The 16,001-nt window shown below is 71.8% G+C and carries 13 protein-coding genes; 8 read left to right on the top strand and 5 right to left on the bottom strand.

The window, feature by feature from the left end:
• Positions 1–77 precede the first annotated feature (77 nt).
• Positions 78–986: a 4-hydroxybenzoate octaprenyltransferase gene (gene ubiA, locus ACG01O_RS11495; protein WP_394384636.1), complete on the top strand. Its 909-nt coding sequence runs from the start codon at positions 78–80 to the stop codon at positions 984–986.
• Positions 983–1,771, top strand: a complete 789-nt coding sequence (locus tag ACG01O_RS11490; RefSeq protein WP_394384635.1) for a substrate-binding periplasmic protein — start codon at positions 983–985, stop codon at positions 1,769–1,771. The genes ubiA and ACG01O_RS11490 overlap by 4 nt, the downstream gene beginning before the upstream one ends.
• An 81-nt stretch (positions 1,772–1,852) precedes the next feature.
• Here ACG01O_RS11490 and ACG01O_RS11485 read toward each other — a convergent pair whose 3' ends face one another.
• From ACG01O_RS11485 to proC, 5 genes are all read right to left on the bottom strand, one after another.
• Positions 1,853–2,887, bottom strand: coding sequence for a Gfo/Idh/MocA family protein (locus tag ACG01O_RS11485; RefSeq protein WP_394384633.1), 1,035 nt, complete (start codon positions 2,885–2,887; stop codon positions 1,853–1,855).
• Complete coding sequence (locus ACG01O_RS11480) at positions 2,877–4,040, bottom strand: HPP family protein (protein ID WP_394384631.1); 1,164 nt, start codon at positions 4,038–4,040, stop codon at positions 2,877–2,879. The genes ACG01O_RS11485 and ACG01O_RS11480 overlap by 11 nt, the downstream gene beginning before the upstream one ends.
• A 105-nt stretch (positions 4,041–4,145) precedes the next feature.
• On the bottom strand, positions 4,146–4,691 hold the full coding sequence (locus ACG01O_RS11475; RefSeq protein ID WP_394384629.1) for a hypothetical protein: 546 nt from the start codon (positions 4,689–4,691) through the stop codon (positions 4,146–4,148).
• 180 nt (positions 4,692–4,871) lie between these two features.
• Positions 4,872–5,414, bottom strand: a complete 543-nt coding sequence (locus tag ACG01O_RS11470) for a chorismate--pyruvate lyase family protein (RefSeq protein WP_394384627.1) — start codon at positions 5,412–5,414, stop codon at positions 4,872–4,874.
• A 9-nt stretch (positions 5,415–5,423) separates the two neighbouring features.
• Positions 5,424–6,242, bottom strand: a complete 819-nt coding sequence (proC, locus tag ACG01O_RS11465; RefSeq protein ID WP_394384625.1) for a pyrroline-5-carboxylate reductase — start codon at positions 6,240–6,242, stop codon at positions 5,424–5,426.
• A gap of 104 nt (positions 6,243–6,346) precedes the next feature.
• Between proC and ACG01O_RS11460 the strand changes: the two genes are divergently transcribed.
• The 6 genes from ACG01O_RS11460 (at position 6,347) to ACG01O_RS11435 (ending at position 16,000) form a co-directional block, all read left to right on the top strand.
• Entirely contained in the window at positions 6,347–7,480 is a 1,134-nt protein-coding gene (locus tag ACG01O_RS11460) for a hypothetical protein (RefSeq protein WP_394384623.1), read from the top strand.
• 80 nt (positions 7,481–7,560) lie between these two features.
• A complete protein-coding gene (locus ACG01O_RS11455; RefSeq protein WP_394384621.1) occupies positions 7,561–10,563 on the top strand; it encodes an AAA family ATPase in 3,003 nt (1,000 codons plus the stop codon).
• 139 nt (positions 10,564–10,702) lie between these two features.
• Entirely contained in the window at positions 10,703–11,386 is a 684-nt protein-coding gene (locus tag ACG01O_RS11450) for a PEP-CTERM sorting domain-containing protein (protein ID WP_394384619.1), read from the top strand.
• Between the two features lie 23 nt (positions 11,387–11,409).
• Complete coding sequence (locus ACG01O_RS11445) at positions 11,410–12,357, top strand: hypothetical protein (protein WP_394384617.1); 948 nt, start codon at positions 11,410–11,412, stop codon at positions 12,355–12,357.
• A gap of 50 nt (positions 12,358–12,407) precedes the next feature.
• A complete protein-coding gene (locus ACG01O_RS11440) occupies positions 12,408–15,194 on the top strand; it encodes a DUF7453 family protein (RefSeq protein WP_394384615.1) in 2,787 nt (928 codons plus the stop codon).
• Between the two features lie 56 nt (positions 15,195–15,250).
• Positions 15,251–16,000, top strand: coding sequence for a PEP-CTERM sorting domain-containing protein (locus ACG01O_RS11435; RefSeq protein WP_394384613.1), 750 nt, complete (start codon positions 15,251–15,253; stop codon positions 15,998–16,000).
• Position 16,001 lies beyond the last annotated feature (1 nt).

Here is a 16,001-nt window from a genome sequence, read left to right as displayed (position 1 = left end):
CTCCGGAGTGATCAAGGGTTGGAAACCACCGCCCACTATGCCCACCCGCCCAGCGCCGGGCGCGTGAAAATGCCCCCATGTCCACCTCGCTTCCTGTGGCCGCGGCGCCGTCGCGGCTTTCGCTTTACCTGCAGCTGATCCGCTGGGACCGCCCGGCCGGCTGGCTGCTGCTGCTGTGGCCCACGCTGGCCGCCTTGTGGATGGCGGCCGACGGCTTCCCCGGCTGGCATTTGCTGGCGGTGTTCACGCTGGGCACGGTGCTGATGCGCTCGGCCGGCTGCTGCGTGAACGACGTGGCCGACCGCGACTTCGACCGCCATGTGAAGCGCACCGCCGCACGGCCGGTCACCACCGGCGCGGTGTCGGTGAAGGAGGCGCTGGGGCTGGGCGCAGCGCTGGCGCTGGTGTCGTTCGGCCTGGTGCTGACAACCAACCCGCCGGCCATCTTGCTGAGCTTTGCCGCGCTGGCCGTGGCGATTGCCTACCCGTTTGCCAAGCGCGTGCTGGCCATGCCGCAGGCGGTGCTGGGCGTGGCGTTTTCGTTCGGCATCCCGATGGCGTTTGCCGCGGCGCAGGGCGGCATGGAATGGCACCTGCGCTCGGTGCCGTGGTCGGCCTGGGGGCTGCTGGTGGCCAACCTGTTCTGGGTGCTGGCCTACGACACCGAGTACGCCATGGTGGACCGCGACGACGACCTCAAGATCGGCATCCGCTCCTCCGCCATTGCGCTGGGGCGCTGGGATGTGGCGGGCATCATGGCTTTCTACGCGCTGTACCTGGCGCTGTGGGCGGCGCTGGGCTTGCATCTGGGCCTGGGCCGCTGGTACCTGGGCGGTGTGGCCGTGGCGGCCGCACAGGCGCTGTGGCACTACACCTTGATCCGGGACCGCAGCCGCGAGGGCTGCTTCCGGGCCTTCCGCGCCAACCACTGGGTGGGGTTTGCGGTGTTCGCCGGCACGGTGCTGGACCTGGCGCTGCGCGGATGAACACCCGGCGCCGTTGGCTGCAGGCGGCCGGCACGCTGGCCGGGGCCACGCTGGGCCGTGCGTGGGCGCAACCCACCAGCCCGGCCAGCGGTGCGCAGGACGCACCCCTGCTGCTGGTGAACACCGTGTACCCGCCGCTGGTGAACCCGGCCGGCCACAGCAGCGGTGAAGGCATCGACGTGGACATCGCCCGCGAAGCCCTGCGGCGCGGCGGCTACACCGGCGCGGTGGAGTTGCAGTGGGTGCCGTGGAAGCGCGCGCTGTTCATGCTGGAGCACGGCCAGGCGGACTTCACCACCACCGTGAACCACAGCGCCGACCGCGAGCGCTTCCTGCGCTTCAGCACCAGCTACCGGGCCGGCAAGCGCTACCACTTCTACACGCGCCGCGGCGCCGGGCTGAAGCTGGAAAAGCTGGCCGACCTGCACGGCCTGCGCCTGGCGCTGAGCGCCGGCTATCTGTACCCGCAAGTGGTGCTGGACCAGGCCGCCGGCCAGCTGGAACATGCCCGCGACGTGGGTGCGGCCGTGCAGCTGGTGGAGCAGCAGCGGGCCGACGTGGTGCTGGTGACCGCGCTGGTGGGCGCCTGGGAGATTCGGCAACTCGGTCTGGCCGACCGGCTGGAGCGCCAGCCGCTGCAGCACTTCAACCCCGAGCCCACCTACATGGCCTTCGCCAAAGCCAGCCCGCGCGCGGCCGCCGCCCAAGCCGCCATGGACGCCGGCCTGGCCGCGATGCTGCGCGACGGCAGCATCACCCGCATCGAACGGCGCTACGTGCGCTGAAGGTGCGGGCAGAAGGCGCGGGCAGAAGGCGCTGGCTGAAGCGCGGGCTGAGGGTGAAGGCTGACGCCTGCGGGCGGCGCCTCAGGCCTTGTTCACGCCGCCGGGAAACTGCGCCCGAATCGCGTCCATCCAGCCCGCCAGGGCCAGGGTTTCGGCGTGCGGCATGCGGGCGCTTTCCAGCTGCCCGGCGCGGATGCAGGCCTGCGCCTCGGCAATTTCGCCCTCGAAGCCGTTGACGGCGAACGGCGCCTCCAGCCGCTCCACCGGGGCTTTGCGCGTCACGCGCTCCACGGCTTCGGCCTGCCAGAAGTCCACCGGGAAGCGCAGCGCCGCAGTCGAGCCCTGGGCCTCGAAGGCGTTCAGCGACGACGCGTCGAACCCGCAGCGGAACTGCGAGGTGACGCCGCCCGGGAAGTGCAGCGTGGCCGTGACGGACGCGTCCACCCCCGTGGGCGCCAGCGTGGCCGCCACCTCGATGCGCTCGGGCTCCGGGCACACGCCGCCGTGGAACTGCTGCAGCACCCAGCGCGTGACGGCCAGGTTGTAGATGCCGATGTCCCACAACGAGCCGCCGGCCAGCGCGGGGTTCCAGTTGCGGTGCGACGGGTCGTACGCGGCCGAGAAGCAGAAGCTGGACTGCATGGCGCGCAGCTCGCCGATGGCGCCCTCGCGCAGCAGCCGGCCAGCCAGGTCGTAGGCCGGCAGAAAGCGCGTCCACAGCGCCTCCATCAGGAACACGCCGCGCGAGCGGGCCAGGTCCACCAGCGCTTGTGCCTCGGCGCGGGTGGTCACCAGCGGCTTCTCGCACAGCACGGGCTTGCCGGCCTCCAGCGCGGCGCGCACGTAGTCGCCATGGTGGGAATGCGGCGTGGCGATGTAGATCGCGTCCACCTCAGCGCTGGCCAGCAACTCGGCCAGCTGCGTCGTCACCCACGTGGGTGCCTCGCCCGCGCGCTGCCACTGCTGGGCGTAGGCCTGGCCCTTGGCCGCGTCGCGCGCGAACACCGCCGCCAGCCGCGCGCCGGGCACGGCGGCCAGGGCGCCCGCAAACCGGTTGGCAATGCCGCCCGGGCCGATCACGCCCCAGCGAAAGAGTGGTTGGTCATCAAGAGCCATGGGTGCCAAGGGCCTTCACAAGGTCAGATTGCGTGAGGATGCCGACGAGCCGTGCCTGCTCGCCAACGATGGGAATGTGGTGATGCCCGGTGGCCGAGAACAATGGCACCAGTTCCGCCAGCGCCCGCTCGGCACTGGCCACGCGCACCTGGCGCGTCATGATCTGCCCCACCACCTCGGGCTTGCTCGAATGGCTGGCCGGGTCGGGCTTGAGCAGCTGCTGCAGGCGCTGGCCCAGGCCCTCGTGCCGAGCCGATTCCGCGGCGCGAAGGAAATCGGCCCGGGTCACGATGCCCACGATGCGCTGCACGCGGTCCACCACCGGCAGGGCCTTGATGCGGTGCTGCTGCAGCAGCCCCCAGGCCTCGGCCAGCGGCGTGCCGAACTCCACGGTGATGACGGGCTGGCTCATCACGTCCTGGCAGCGCAGGCTGCCCATGCGGCGCCGGTAGCTCACCATTTCGGCCTCGTGCAGCAAACGTGCAAGGTCGTCGCGTGGCACGTCCAACACCTGGTTGTAGCGGGCCAGCACGGCGTCCAGATCGGCATCGCTGAACCGGGGTGGCGCCACCTGCGCGCCTGCCGATGCGGCCGACACCGCCGCCGAGGCCGGCTGCTGGCCGTGCGGGTAACGCCGGCCGGTGAGCGGGTTGTAGACCATGCCCGCCGCCACCAGCAGCACCGAGTTCAGCGCCACGGGCGCGAGCGCCAGGTGCCAGTCGTGGGCACCGGTCAGCACCATCAGCAAGGCCGCAGCGCCGCCCGGTGGGTGCAGGCAGCGCAGCCCAAACATCGCGCTGATGGCCAGAGCCACCGCCACCGCCGCCACCACCGGCGCGGGCCCCGGCAGGGCGTGCATGCACGCCAGCCCCACCAGGGCCGACACGCTGTTGCCTCCCACCACCGCCCACGGCTGCGCCAGCGGGCTGGCCGGCACACCGAACACCAGCACCGCGCTGGCGCCCAGCGGCGCCACCAGCCAGGGCACACCCAGCGGCATCACCGCTTGGCTCAGGCCGCCGGCCAACAGCAGACCCAGCACCGCGCCCAAGGCCACCCGGGCCCGCTCGCGGGCGTTCACCGGCTGGGGCACGGGCCACAAGGCCTGCCCCCAGACACGCAGGCGGGTGATGAAGGTGTGCACGGCAGACATGAAAACGGCCCCGACCAAGGAGGTCGGGGCCGCCGATTGTGTGCGCTACCAGCGCGGGCGCAGGTTCAAACCGGTTTCACACCGGCCGGCGCCCCCGCCGGGCGTTCAACCCTTCAGGAAGGCGTTCATCTCAGCCTTCAAGGCCTGGGCCTGGGCGCGGCGCTCTTTGGTGGCGGCGCGTTGGTAGGCGGCTTCGGCCTTCTCACGCAGGGCCACGGCGCGTTCCAGGGCTTCCTGGTACCGCTCGATGGTGTAGGTGTTCTCGGTGCCGATGTACACGCTGCGGGCCAGCGGCGTGTCGCCAAAGCGCGGCAGCGTCACGGCGAAGCTGCAATCGCGCACGCGGCTGCCCGCGCGCTGGCGCACGATGGGGCCCGAAATGCCCGAGGGCAGGTCGCTTTGCTTCTTGCGGCTGGGCGTGCGGCGCAGGCGCGAGGGCGCCGGGAGCGTCGCGATGCGTTTGAGCAATTCCTTGGTCGCCAGGGCCAGGGCGCGCTTGGCGCCGGAGCCGTCTTGGCTGTGGTCCGAGAAAAGCTTGGTGCCGCCGTAGCGGAGTTGCCAGCCGTGGGTGGAAAGGTGGTCGATTCGTTGAATGCACTGCGGAACGACAAAGCGTTCGCCGCTGAAGATCACCACGTCGCGCGTGTTCATCACTGCCCCAGTCACTGCGCCGGCTTCTTTTCACTGCATGGCAGGGCCGGTCTACTAACGCCTCTCTGGTACGGATCAGAGTTTATGGGCGTTTATGGATTTGAAGCGAATTTATGACTCAGGAAAAACGCTCGACCATGAAAAAAGACAGCCCGCGGACAGGCAGCGTGGCGTTTTCGCTCAGCGGCGCAGCCGGCCGGGGCGGTGCCCGGCCAGTTCTGGCGCGAACAGCTCCATCACGCGCAACTGCGCACCGCCCCGGCTGAACACCGAGTGGCGGGACCACAGCATCTGCGACGACATGGCCGTGCCCGTGGCCTCGGCCCACTGGCGCTCGGCATGGCGCCGGGTGTGACCCTGGCGCGCCAGGCGGCGGGGCTGCAACTCGCTGCGGTGAATGTGCGGGTCGTCGTACAGCAGGTGGGCCAGCGGCCGCGTGCCCAGACCCTTCAGCGCCCGCCAGGGGCCGGTGGTGGCGCGTTGGTGCAGGGCCGACCGCGCCCACACCAGCGGCTCGCCGTCGACCCGCAAAATCACCTCGCGCACCACGGTCAGCCCGCGCGGCGGCAGGCCCAACGCGGCCCGCTCCAGCGCGCGAAACGGCGTCACGCCCTGGTGCAGCACCTGCACCTCGAAGCGCTGGCCCAGGCGCGCCAGGCGCCGGCTCAGCGAGCCGGGTGCCCGCAGCCAGTCGCGCAGGCTGTCTCGCGTGGCAATGCCCATCCCGCGGTGTCAGCCGAACTCTTTGCCGAGTTCCGCAGCGCGGTGTTGAGCCGCCCGCACCGCGCGCCGGATTGCAGCGTCCACCCCGTCGCCTTGTAGCGAGGTGATGGCCGCATGCGTGGTGCCGCCCTTGCTGGTGACGCGTTCGCGCAGCGTGGTGGGCGACTCGGGCGAGGCCAGCCCCAAGGCTGCCGCGCCGCCGCAGGTGGCCAGCGCCAGGCGGCGGCCCTGCTCGGCCGTCAGGCCCATGTCCACGGCCGCGGCCATCATGGCTTCAACGAAGAAGAAGAAATACGCCGGGCCCGAGCCGGACAGCGCGGTCACGGCGTCGAGGTCGTCCTCGCGATCCACCCACAGCGTCTGGCCGGTGGGCTTGAGCAGGCGCTCCACCGCGGCGCGTTCGTCGGCCGACACCGCCGGGCGTGCATACAGCCCGGTCATGCCCTTGCCCACCAGGGCGGGCGTGTTGGGCATGCTGCGCACCACACGCTCGCTGCCGGTCAGCCTGACCAGTGAGGCCGACGGGATGCCCGCCATCACGCTCAGGTGCAGCGCACCGCCCAGCCAGGCCTGCAGCGGCTCGGCCGCCGCGGTGAACAGCTGCGGCTTCACCGCCCAGATGACGGTGCCGGCGCGGGCCAGCGAGGCGTCGCCCGCCGCCAGGGCCTCGACGCCGAAGTCGGCGCGCAGCTTGTCGCGCTGCGGGGCATAGGGCTCGACGACGAGCACATCTGCCGCCTGCACCTGGCCCGCGCGCAGCAGGCCTCCAAGGATGGCGCCGGCCATGTTGCCGCCGCCGATGAACGCCAGGGTGTGCGCTGAATTCATGGGGCGCGAGTCTAGGCCCTGGGGGCTGGCCCTGCCGGGCTGAGACGCCGCTGAGACGCCACGCCGCCAACATCGTCTGCCGCTCGATTCCTGCAACGCTTGCCATGCCCACACTGCCCCGCCCCTCCCTGCTGACGCTGTACCGGCGGGCCCTGGCCGCCTGCTGCTGCGCCGCCAGCCTTGGCGCCAGCGCCGCCCCCACGCTGACCACGGTGGACCTGCGCGTGAGCCGCATCACCCCCGGCATTGCCGCCACCGGCATCGCGCAAGGCAGCCACCTGGCCGCGCACACCACGCAGTCGGGCGACCTGTTCGCGCCTACGCTGGGCGTCGCGCGCCAGGGCGTCCTGGGTGTGAGCGACGAAGGCGGCCTGACCCTGGTGGCCACCGACCGCATCCGCGCCGACGGTAGCACCGACGCTGCCAGCACCGGGCCGCTGGCCTTGTCCGCCCGAGGCGGCATCGCCCGCAGCCTGGGCTTCGTCGTCGCCGTCAACTCAGCGGGCGGGCTGACCTACTTCGACCCCCAGCTGTCCCCGTCGTTCAGCGTGTCCTCGGCACCGGGCCTGTTCTCGCTGGGCAGCGACCTGCTGGCCTTCGACCTGCCGCGCGGCCAGTCCCTCTTCGGCCAGGTCAACACGGCCGGCGCCGGCACCGGCCTGCTGGGCACGACCGCGGACGGCCGCCTGCGTCTGGTGCGCACCGACGGCGCCGTGGGCAGCACCTCCCAGGTCAGCCGGCCCCTGGGCTTTGCGGCCGACACCGGCTTGGCCATGGCTGCCGGCTTCATCGTGGGCGTGAACACGCAGCACCGCGTCAACCTTTATGAACCGTCGCTGGACCTGCTGCTCGAGAACGTCGGCCCCGCCGGCCTGTTCTCGGACGCGGGCGACCTGGAAACGTTGTCCTTTGACGCCGGCCTTGACGCCAACTTGTTCGACCTGCAAGGCGACGTCATCGGTAGCCTGGGCGTGTTGGGCCTCACCGACAGCGGTGGGCTGGCCTACCTGCGGCTTGATGTGGTGCCCGGCCCGGGCGGCGCCTCGGACTTCGCCACCCTCAAGCCGGGGTTGGGCTCGGGGCTGGACGCCGAGGGCGGGCTGGTGCTGCGCAACGGCATCGTCACCGCGTTGGCTGCGCCCGCAGCGGTGCCTGAGCCGCCCATTGCCGCCTTGGTGGCGTGGGCATTGGCCTGCGCCCTGCGTGTCCGCCCACGCATCCGCTCCAGCGCCGTCTGACACTGGGGCCCTGTGCCCCCCGAAGCAGCCTCACGCAGCACCCCGTGCGACGGCAGCCCCTGCGCGACACTTCGCGCGCCATGCTGCGCCTGCTCACCGTTCCCGCCTGGGCCCCCGAGGGCTCGCCGCCCCGTCGCCTGCCCACCACCGTGCCCGGTGCGCTGGTGCTGGTGCTGGCCGTTCAGGGCGAAGCCGGCATGGCGCGCGAGCGCCTGGCTGCGCTGTTTTGGCCCGAGGCCGAACCCACCGACGCCCTGCACCACCTGCGGGTCAACCTGCACCGCGCCCGCACGCTGCTGCGCGACTGGGGCTTTGCCGACGCGCTGCGCGCCGACGGCTTCGTGCTGGCGCTGAACCTGCCCACCGATCTCGGCGTCTTGCCCGACGCCGCACCGCAGGCGCAGGACTGGCTTTCCGGTTGGCGACTGAACGGTTATGACGCCTTCGAGGCCTGGCGCCTGGAAACCGCGCAGGCCCTGCACCGCCGCTGGCTGCAGCAACACCGCCAGCAGCCGCTGGCCGCGCCCACCCACCCACCGCCGCCGGCGCGCGACGCGGAACACGCCCAGCTGCGCCACAGCCCGGCCGCGGCCGTGCTGGTGCTGGGCGAGCCCGGCGCCGGCAAGAGCACGCTGCTGGCCGCGGCCTTCCCGCACGCGCCCTGCCTGCGCGGGTTGGAAGGCCTGCACGGCATGCCCTACCGGCCGCTGCTGGACGTGCTGCGCACCCGCCTGCCCACGCTGCAGGCCGCCCTCGACGACCCCCGCGGCCCCCTGCGCCCCTACCGGCTGGACCTGGCCCGCGTGCTGCCCGAGCTGGCCCCGGACGAACCCCTGCCCCCGCTGGACGCGCTCACCGCCCAAGCCCGCCTGGCCGAAGCCCTGGCCCGCGCCTTCGAGCTGTTGGGCCCGGTGCTGCGCGTGGACGACCTGCAGTGGTGCGACACCGCCACGGTGGAATGGCTGCTGATGCTGGCCCACGGCGAGCGCCTGCGCTGGCGTGCCGCCGCCCGCCCGCATGAACTGCCCGCCAGCCACACACAGGCGCTGCAAGCGCTGCGCGAAGCCGGCCGCCTGACCACGCTGGACCTCCCGCCCCTGAGCCGCGACGCGCTGGATGAAGTCTGCCGCGCGCGTTGGCCCGACAGCGGCTTCGGCGCCGACGACCTGGACCGCCTGCACGCCCTGAGCGCCGGCAACCCCTTCGCCCTGAACGAGTTGGTGGCCGCCGGTGCCCCCGCGCAGGCCAGCCCCGCGGCGCTGCCCGAGCGCGTGCGCGACATGGTGCAGCGCCGCCTGCGCGCCCTGCCGGCCGCGGCTGCACAGACCGTGGAGGCCGCGGCCGTGTTGGTGCAACCCGTGCCCGAGGCCGCCTTGCGGCTGATGCTGGGCCTGCCCGACGGTGAAGCCGGCGACTCCGCGTGGCACGCCGCCCGCCACACCGCGCACCAGGCCGGCATGCTCGCCGAACACCCGGGCGGCTGGGCCTGCGCCCACGACCTCATCCGCCAGGCCACGGCCGCGCAGCTGGGCGCCGCGCGGCGGCTGGCCCTGCACCGCCACGCGGCCCTGTGGCTGGGCAGCCAGCCCCAGGCTGATGCCATGACGGTGGCCGAGCACTGGCGCGCGGCCGGTGAGCCCCAAACCGCGCTGGCCTGGCGCCACCGCGGCGCCGAGCAACTCAAGGCCCGGGGCCGCTACGACGAAGCCATCGCCGTGTGGCGCGAGGTGGCCGATGAATCGCAAGACCTGGCCCAGTCCCTGCTGGCCCGGCTGGAGCTGGCCGCCTGCGCGCTGTTTGAAGACCTGGCGCGCGGCGAGGTGGCCCTGAACGCCATCCGCGCACAGCTAGACGGCGTGGCCGACCCCGCCCAGCGCCTGCTGATGGAAGGGCGCCTGCGGGCCGCGCTGGTGGACAACCGCGTGTTCGCCGGCGACCTGCCCGCGGCCGCCCTGCACGCTGCCCGCCTGCGCGAGCTGCTGCCCGACCTGCCGGCCAAAGAGCGGGTGCAGGCCTACGAGGTGCTCATCGAACTCGCCATGCGCGAGCCCGACATCCCCGCCGCCTGGGCCCTGCTGGCCCAGCTGCGCGAGGCGGGCCCGCACCTGCCTTCGGTGCTGAGTTTCGAGGGCCAGATCCACTGGTTCGGCGGCCATGTGCTGCCCGCCCACGACGCGCTGGCCACACTGCTGGCGCGCCACCCCGACTACTGCCGCGGCCTCACCGTGGAAAACGACCTGGCCGTGATGCTGCATGCCCTGGGCAACCTGCCGGCTGCGGAGGACATGGCCCGCCGCAGCCTGCAAAGCTGGGCCGGCGTGAGCCACACCGAGTGCCTGTCGCGCCTGGTGCTGGGCAGCGTGCTCACCGCCGCCGGCCGCCACGCGGAAGCCGACGCCACGCTGCAACTGGCACTGACGCAGGCGCAGGCGCAATCCAGCGCGCTGTTCGAGGCCGAGGCCCGCGTGCGGCTGACCCGGCTGCGCCTGCAATGCGGCCGCGTGGAAGACGCCGCCGCCCTGCTGGCCGCCGCCGCCCCGTTGCTGCGCGAGGCGCAGGAGCCGCTGCGCGTGTCCAACTGGGTGTTGATGGCCACGCTCGCCGCCACCGCCCGCGGCCAGCGCCCGGCTGCGGAAGACCTGGCACGGTTGCGTGCCGCCAGCGCCCGGCTGCAGCACCCCATGGTGCAAGCCCGCGAGGCCCGCGTGGACGTGGAGCTGGCCCTGGCCGACGGCGACGCCCCCGCCGCGCTGGCCGCCGCCGAGCGCCTGGCGGCCGTGGCCCGCAGCCACGGCCTGCAGGAATGGGCGGCTGAAGCCGCGCTGCTGGCCCTGCGCGCCCGCACCCTGGCCGGCGAGCCGGACGCCGCGCTGCGCCCGGTGGCCGAGGCCGTGGCCGCCCACGCCAGCACGGCCGGCTACGCCGACCTGCACTGGCGCGCCTGCGCCTGGCTGACCGCGCACAGCGGCACGCCGGCCGACGCCAAGCGCGCCCGCGCGGCGCTGTCGGTGCTCAAGGGCAGCGAGCGGCCGAGCCTGTTCGACGCCGCCGCCGCCGCCCGGCGGGAACCGCGCGCGGCCTGAAGCCCGAAGCAGCTCCCCCACCTCTGGGGGGCGCACCCAGCCCCATCGCGCCCGCTGAACCTGCCGCTGAGACGCCGCTGAGACGCCCGGCCGGCAGCATGACCCTCGTCACCCCTTGCGGGTCTTACCGAGGATTTCCATGCCGCGCTTTCTGCCTCTGTCTCTGCCCCTGCGTGCCTGTGCTGCCGCCATCGTCGCGCTGACCGCTGCCAGCAGCGCCCACGCGGGCTTCCAGGTCTACAACAGCGAGGCCGCCTTTCTCGCCGCCGTTGGCGCCACCCGCACCGAGAACTTCAACCGTTTCGCGCAGGACATCTCCATCGCCTCCAACCACCCCGCCGCCAGTGGCAACTTCGGCGGCGACTTCGTGTTGCAAGGCTCCTGGATGATCGACTCCCCGACCTTGCTGCGAGACATCGACGGCACCACCAACCTGTTCTTCGGCCTGCCGGGCGGCAGCTGGGCGGACATGAGCTTCAACACGCCGCTGCGCGCCTTCGGGGCTTGGTTCAACGGCGTGCCGCCCAACTTCACCGTCGACGCCAACAGCCTGGAGGGTCTCGGCTCCTACCGCAACGTGGCACGGCTGCAGCCCTCCGGCAGCGGCCTGCAGTTCATCGGTTTCACGTCGGACCAGACCTTCAACCGCCTGGTGTTCGAGAGCAACGGCTGCTGCTCGGCCTCCTTCGCCATCGACAACCTGAGCTACGCCGCCGCACTGGCCCCCGTGCCCGAACCCGGCAGTTGGGCGCTGATGGCCGCCGGCCTGGCCGGAATCGGGGCGTGGAACCGCCGCCGCCAGCAGGCCCCGCGTTCGCGCTGAAACACCTCCACCGGGAGCCCGTCATGCCCAAATCCGTCGACGACCTGCTGGCCCAGATTCCGCAATGGCTGGGCCAGTTCACCCACACGCTGGCGCACCCCAGCCAGGTGTTGGCGGATCAACTGGCCAACGCGGCGCCGGCGGCGGCGGGCGGGCCGGGGGGCGCGGCCAAACCCGATGCCAAACCCGAGGCCAAGGCGGATGCAAAGCAGGACGCCAAACCCGAGGCCAAGCCGACCGAAGGCAAGCCGGTGCAAGACGGGGTGAGCTTCCTGATCCTGTCCCTCGCCGTGGCCGCCGGGGTGGCCGTGGCCTTCCCGGTGGCCAGCATGGCGCCGCTGGAGGCCGCCAAGCCGCAGGACGCCCTGACGCAAGGCGCCACGGTGCTGCGCCAGCTGTTCGTGTTCCTGGGTGCGGCGGCCGTGGTGCACGGCGGCAGCAAATTGCTGGGCAACCGGCAGGCGTTTGCCGGCTTCTTCGGCGCGGTGGCCCGCTTCGGCGGCGCCACGCTGGTGTTGCTGGCGCTGGCCGGGGCGCTCACCAACGTGGGCATGGCCGACCCGGTGGTGGCGCGCAACTGGCAACAGATCCGGCACACGGCCCAGCAGATCGGCAACGGCGCCCGCGTGCTCTTGTGCCAGGCGGACCTGAAAACCGGCCAGCTGCCGGCGGGCGCGCCCCCCGCCGGCCTGGACCCCGAACAACTGCTGCAAGCCCAGACCCTGTACCTGGACACGGTGAGCCGCCCGCTGTTCTTGCTGGCTGGCGCGCTGGAAGGCCTGTGCCTGCTGGCGCTGAGCCTGTGGCTGGGCTGGGTGTGGTGGCGCTACTTGCGCGTCAGCGGCCTCACCCCGGGCCGCGCCCTGGCCGCCACCGCCGTGGGCGCTGTGGGCCTGGGCGCTGGCTACCTGCTGCTGACGCTCGTCGACAGCGGGCAGATGACCTCACAGCTGATGCAGGGCTGCCCGTGAACGCGGCCTCGCCCTTCACCTGGACAACAAGAACCGCTCTGGAGACCCCCATGAAAGCTTTCACCCTGCGGCGCACCGCCCTCACCTTCGCCCTGGCGCTGGCGCACGCCCAGGGCGCCTGGGCCGGCACGGCCACCGTGGCGCTCACCGGCAGCGCCGCGCCGAATGGCGGCGGCGTGGTCTTCTCGGCATTTGAAGCTCCGGCGCTCGACGACTTCGGCGCGGCCTTCTTCAAGGGCACGCTGGCCGGCCCCACCGTGACCAGCAGCAACAACAGCGGCATCTGGCGAGGTGCTTCCCTCATCGCCCGCACCGGCAGCGCGGTACCGGGCCTGGGCAGTGGTGTGAGCTTCGCGTCTTTCGACGTGCTGCAGGTCGGCGCGAGCGCCGGGACCGTGCTTTACGGCGCTTCTCTCGCCGGCTCCAGCGTCAAGCCCAGCAATGACTTCGGCCTCTGGCGATCGGGCTCGCTCGTCGCCCAGGAGGGCAACGCGGCGCCCGGGACGAGCGGGTTGCTGTTTGGTGCGCTGGGCAGCCGCAGCATCAGCCCCGCAGGAATGGTGGTCTTCACGTCCAGCCTCACCAGCTCCGCAGGTACAAGGCCCGGTAACAGCGTCTGGCGCAGCAACCCGGCGATCGGCGGCTCAAGCACGAACCTGATCGTCAGCTCGGGGGAGGGAGCGCCGGGCGTCGGCAGCGGCGTGGACTTTCAATCCTTCTCCGCCGTGCTTGCGAATGTGCAGGGTGCAGTGGCCTTCCAGGCGCGCCTGGAGGGCAATACAAATCTCACCAACGACGAGGGCATCTGGCGCGACAGCAGCTTGATCGTCCGCAAGGGTGCAGCCGCCAGCGACGCGGGAAGCGGGGTGCGCTACGACAGTCTTCAGCTGCTGAAGATGAACGCCACGGGCGCAGTGGCTTATGCCAGCAACCTAGCCGGCACGGGCACGACCGTCAGAAACAGCGAGTCCCTCTGGCTAGGCAGCAGCCTCATCGCTCGGGCAGGCTCGGCGGCGCCCGGCGCAGGCTTGGGCGTGACCTTCGACGAGTTCAGCCCCTTCAATCCCTTTGAGGTGCAGCTCAATGACGCCGGCCAAATCGCCTTCCATGCCAACCTGGCGGGCCTGGGGGTCAACAACAACGTCAATGACCAGGGCCTGTGGCGGGACAGCAGCCTGATCGCTCGCTCCGGCACCGCCGCACCCGGTGCGGGTGCAGGCGTGAACTTCAGCTCCTTCTCGAACCTGCAACTCAATGCCGGTGGGCAGGTTGCGTTCCTGGGTGGACTGACCGGCTCGGGCGTCACCAGTGGCAACAACGCGGGCCTGTACCTGGGCGATGGCCGGGAACTCATCCTGGCGGTGCGCGAGGGCGATGCGCTCGCGGGTTCCACCGTCATTGGCCTCACGCTCGCAGCTGACAGCTTCAACAGCAAGGCCCAGCTCGCCTACCGCGCCACCCTGGCGGACGGCCGCAGCGGCGTCTTCGTCTACACCCAAACCGATCTGCGCTGGCGCAGCACAGCCGGCGGCAGCTGGGCCGACGCCGCCAACTGGACGCTGGGCATGAACCCCGCCGACGTGCACGACGTGGCCATCGACGCCGCCACCAGCCTGCGCATCACCGGCCCCACCAGCGCGGTGACGCTGAAGTCCCTGCAGGTGGGCACCGGCGCCGGCATCGTGACGCTGCAGATGGCGGGTGGCAGCATCGACGCGGCTGACCCCATCCTGATCGGCCCGCGCGGCGTGCTCACCGGCACGGGCAGCTTCTCGCGGCTGGTGGTCAACCAGGGCACGGTGCAGGCCGACCAACTGGCGATGACGGCCAGCCTCAGCAACGCCGGCCTCGTGCGCGGCGTGGCGGGCGGGCCGCGCAACGGCGCCGGGCTGGACGCCGACCTGCTCAACCAGGCCAGCGGCCGCGTGCTGGTGCAGCCCGGCGAGACGCTGCAGCTGCGCGGCGCCAGCCACCGCAACCTGGGCGTGTTCGAGATCAACCAGGGCCGGCTGGAGCTGACCGGCACGCTGCTGAACGGCAGCGGCGGCGTGATCGACCTGAACCGCTCGACCACCCTGGCCGAAGGCGCCTGGACCAACGCCGCCGGCGCCCGCCTGCTGCTGGGCGACGCCCGCCTGACGGTGAGCAAGGGCCTGACCAACGCCGGCCAGGTGCTCGTCACCTCGGGCGACAGCGATGTGTTCGGCGCCGTGACCAACCAGAAGGCCGGCCAGATCCTGCTCTCCGGCCAGGGCACCACCACCTTCTACGACGCGGTGGAGCTGCAAGCCGGCAGCGAGCTGCGCACCTCGGCCGGCGCCACCGCCGTGTTCTTCGGCGCCGTGGCACAGCGCAGCGGCGCGCTGCTCACGGGCACGGGCCACAAGTACTTCGAGGGCAGCTTGAGCGTGGGCAACTCGCCCGGCCTGGGCGAAGACGCCGGCAGCGTGAGCTTCGGCCTGGGCAGCACCTACCTGGCCGAGATCGGCGGCACCGTGCTGGGCACCGGCTACGACCACTACCGCGTGGCCGGCACCCTCACGCTGGGCGGCACGCTGCAGCTGGTGTCCTTCGCCGGCTTCACGGGCCAGGCCGGCCAAAGCTTCGACCTGTTCGACGGGGGCACGCTGCAGGGCCAGTTCAGCAGCATCGACAGCAGCGGCCTGCAGCTGGCCGCCGGCACCACGCTGGACGTGAGCCGCCTCTACACCGACGGCGTGATCAGCGTGACGGCCGTGCCCGAGCCGGGCAGCTGGGCACTGATGGCCACGGGCCTGCTGGGCCTGGGCTGGCGCGCTTGCAAGGCCCGTCGCACCAACACCAGCGACGCAGCATGACTCCCGGCGTTCGACAAGCGCCAGACAACCATTCCATTCTTTCCAGGGGGAAACGCATGAAAGCTGGAACGCTCACAAAAGCACTGTCCGTATCCGTTCTTGTGCTCGCTGCTGTTGCTGCCCAGGCCAGTGGCGTGTTGGGAAGCAACCTCGTCGTCAACGGTGACGCTGAATCCGGCGCCGGGGGCAACGGAAACGCGATCGTTGCAGCACCCGGATTCCTGAGTTCGGGCAGCTTCACCGTCGTGTCCTACGCGGCGGGGGGTGGCTTTCCTGCGGCGCGCGATCCGGGGCCGTCCAGTCGGGGGAGCAACTTCTTTGCAGGGGGGCCGAACGCTCCGCAATCCAGCGCCACCCAGTCGTTTGATGTCTCGTCCATCCTTGGATTGATCGATGGCGGCGCGGTGTCTTTCGAGCTCGCGGCGTACCTGGGCGGCTTTTCTTCTCAGCAGGACAACGCCATGCTGACCGCCACCTTCCTCGGTGCCTCCGGAGATGTCCTGGGCGCCGGGTCGGTGGGCCCGGTGACACACACCGATCGTGGCAACGCCACGGGTCTTTTGCTGCGGCAGACGTCAGGCGCCGTGCCGGTGGGCACGCGGTTCATCGACTTGCAACTCACCCTGACGCGGCAAGCGGGTTCGTACAACGACGGCTACGCAGACAACCTGTCACTTGTGCTGTCTGCGGTTCCAGAAAGCTCAACCATCGCCATGCTGGGTTCGGGCCTCGCGGTGCTGGGCCTGTGTCGGCGCCGGCGGCATGCAGGTCTCGCGGTCGACGGGCGACATGAACCAAAGGTCTGAG

Origin of the sequence: Pelomonas baiyunensis (assembly GCF_043555935.1) — a bacterium.
Taxonomy (GTDB): domain Bacteria; phylum Pseudomonadota; class Gammaproteobacteria; order Burkholderiales; family Burkholderiaceae_C; genus Pelomonas; species Pelomonas baiyunensis.
This window is presented reverse-complemented; position numbering and strand designations above follow the sequence as displayed.

Excerpts from the sequence above, each read along its gene's own strand:
- proC (WP_394384625.1), bottom strand. The coding sequence starts at position 6,242 with ATGAATTCAGCGCACACCCTGGCGTTCATCGGCGGCGGCAACATGGCC.
- ACG01O_RS11435 (WP_394384613.1), top strand. The coding sequence starts at position 15,251 with ATGAAAGCTGGAACGCTCACAAAAGCACTGTCCGTATCCGTTCTTGTG.
- ACG01O_RS11445 (WP_394384617.1), top strand. The coding sequence starts at position 11,410 with ATGCCCAAATCCGTCGACGACCTGCTGGCCCAGATTCCGCAATGGCTG.
- ACG01O_RS11450 (WP_394384619.1), top strand. The coding sequence starts at position 10,703 with ATGCCGCGCTTTCTGCCTCTGTCTCTGCCCCTGCGTGCCTGTGCTGCC.
- ACG01O_RS11455 (WP_394384621.1), top strand. The coding sequence starts at position 7,561 with ATGCTGCGCCTGCTCACCGTTCCCGCCTGGGCCCCCGAGGGCTCGCCG.
- ACG01O_RS11470 (WP_394384627.1), bottom strand. The coding sequence starts at position 5,414 with ATGGGCATTGCCACGCGAGACAGCCTGCGCGACTGGCTGCGGGCACCC.
- ACG01O_RS11460 (WP_394384623.1), top strand. The coding sequence starts at position 6,347 with ATGCCCACACTGCCCCGCCCCTCCCTGCTGACGCTGTACCGGCGGGCC.
- ACG01O_RS11490 (WP_394384635.1), top strand. The coding sequence starts at position 983 with ATGAACACCCGGCGCCGTTGGCTGCAGGCGGCCGGCACGCTGGCCGGG.
- ACG01O_RS11440 (WP_394384615.1), top strand. The coding sequence starts at position 12,408 with ATGAAAGCTTTCACCCTGCGGCGCACCGCCCTCACCTTCGCCCTGGCG.
- ACG01O_RS11480 (WP_394384631.1), bottom strand. The coding sequence starts at position 4,040 with ATGTCTGCCGTGCACACCTTCATCACCCGCCTGCGTGTCTGGGGGCAG.
- ACG01O_RS11485 (WP_394384633.1), bottom strand. The coding sequence starts at position 2,887 with ATGGCTCTTGATGACCAACCACTCTTTCGCTGGGGCGTGATCGGCCCG.
- ubiA (WP_394384636.1), top strand. The coding sequence starts at position 78 with ATGTCCACCTCGCTTCCTGTGGCCGCGGCGCCGTCGCGGCTTTCGCTT.
- ACG01O_RS11475 (WP_394384629.1), bottom strand. The coding sequence starts at position 4,691 with ATGAACACGCGCGACGTGGTGATCTTCAGCGGCGAACGCTTTGTCGTT.